Source organism: Mycobacteroides franklinii, assembly GCF_001853795.1.
GTDB classification, from domain to species: Bacteria; Actinomycetota; Actinomycetes; order Mycobacteriales; family Mycobacteriaceae; genus Mycobacterium; species Mycobacterium franklinii.
Genome location: NZ_MLIK01000021.1, coordinates 1 through 1,349, shown reverse-complemented (window position 1 = coordinate 1,349; position 1,349 = coordinate 1). Strand labels below are relative to the sequence as shown.

The 1,349-nt window shown below is 61.0% G+C and carries 1 protein-coding gene; it reads right to left on the bottom strand.

Annotation, left to right across the window (positions count from 1 at the left end; all coding sequences use genetic code 11):
- A partial coding sequence (locus BKG76_RS19375) for an ammonium transporter (protein WP_207543793.1) occupies positions 1–1,346 on the bottom strand: 1,346 nt, incomplete at its 3' end.
- Between the last annotated feature and the right edge of the window lie 3 nt (positions 1,347–1,349).

The window sequence follows — 1,349 nt, the reverse complement described above, 5'->3', positions numbered from 1 at the left end:
AAGTCGTATGCGCCTTCTGCGTGTTGGGATTCGTCGGCGCCTGCGGCTTCTCCCTCGTCGCTGATGCGTAGGCCAATGGTGTACTTCACGATGAGAGCAACGATAGCGGTGCCGATTGCCGAGTAGAGCAGAACCGAACCCGCGCCGATCGCTTGGCGTGTCAGTTGTTCAAGTCCACCGCCGTAGAACAGGCCGAGTTTGACTTCCTTGACCGCTGAGGCGCCGGTGCCCGGGGCCAGGAAGAACCCGATGAGCAGGGTGCCCACGATGCCACCGACCAGGTGAACACCGACCACGTCCAGGGAGTCATCGAACCCGAACTTGTATTTCAAACCCACCGCCAGTGCACACACGATGCCCGCGATCGCCCCGATAGCCAGGGCCCCAACAACATTGACCGATGAACAGGACGGCGTGATAGCCACCAAACCGGCCACGATGCCCGAGGCCGCACCCAACGAGGTCGCGTGCCCGTCCCGGATACGTTCGGTCAGCAGCCAGCCCAGCATCGCCGCGGCGGTCGCGATGGTCGTGGTCACAAACGTCGAACCCGCCAAACCATTGGCAGTACCGGCCGATCCGGCGTTAAACCCATACCAGCCGAACCACAGCAGCCCGGCACCGAGCATCACGAACGGCAGATTATGCGGGCGCATCGGCGTGCCGGGCCAACCCTTGCGTTTACCCAAAATCAGCGCCAACACCAACCCCGCGGTACCGGCATTGATATGCACCGCGGTGCCACCGGCGAAGTCAATGACATGCAACCGGTTAAAGATCCAGCCACCATGTTCAGCAGCAGCACCATCGGCGGCGAAAACCCAATGCGCCACCGGGAAATACACGATCGTGGCCCACAACGCCGAGAACAGCATCCACGCCCCGAACTTGAGACGATCAGCCACCGCACCGGAGATCAACGCCACGGTAATGATCGCGAACATCAACTGGAACGCCACGAACACCGTCGCCGGCAGCGTGCCCACCAACGGAATATTGACCGCATCGGCGGCCGCGGTATTGGTAGCGGCATCGGCGGCCACCGCCGCAGCCCCATCAGCACCAATCAACCCCTTGAGGCCGAAATACTGCGTCGGATCACCAAAACCATGCCACGACACATCGTTGCCAAAAGACATCGAGTACCCATACAGCACCCACAACACCGTCACAACACCCATCGCACTGATGCTCATCATGACCATGTTCAGCACATTCTTCGCGCGGACCATGCCGCCATAGAAGAAAGCCAGACCGGGCGTCATCAACAACACCAACGCGGCGCTGGCCAGCATCCACGCAGTGTCCCCAGCATTCGGGGCACCCATTATCGGGAAACCATCCACTAG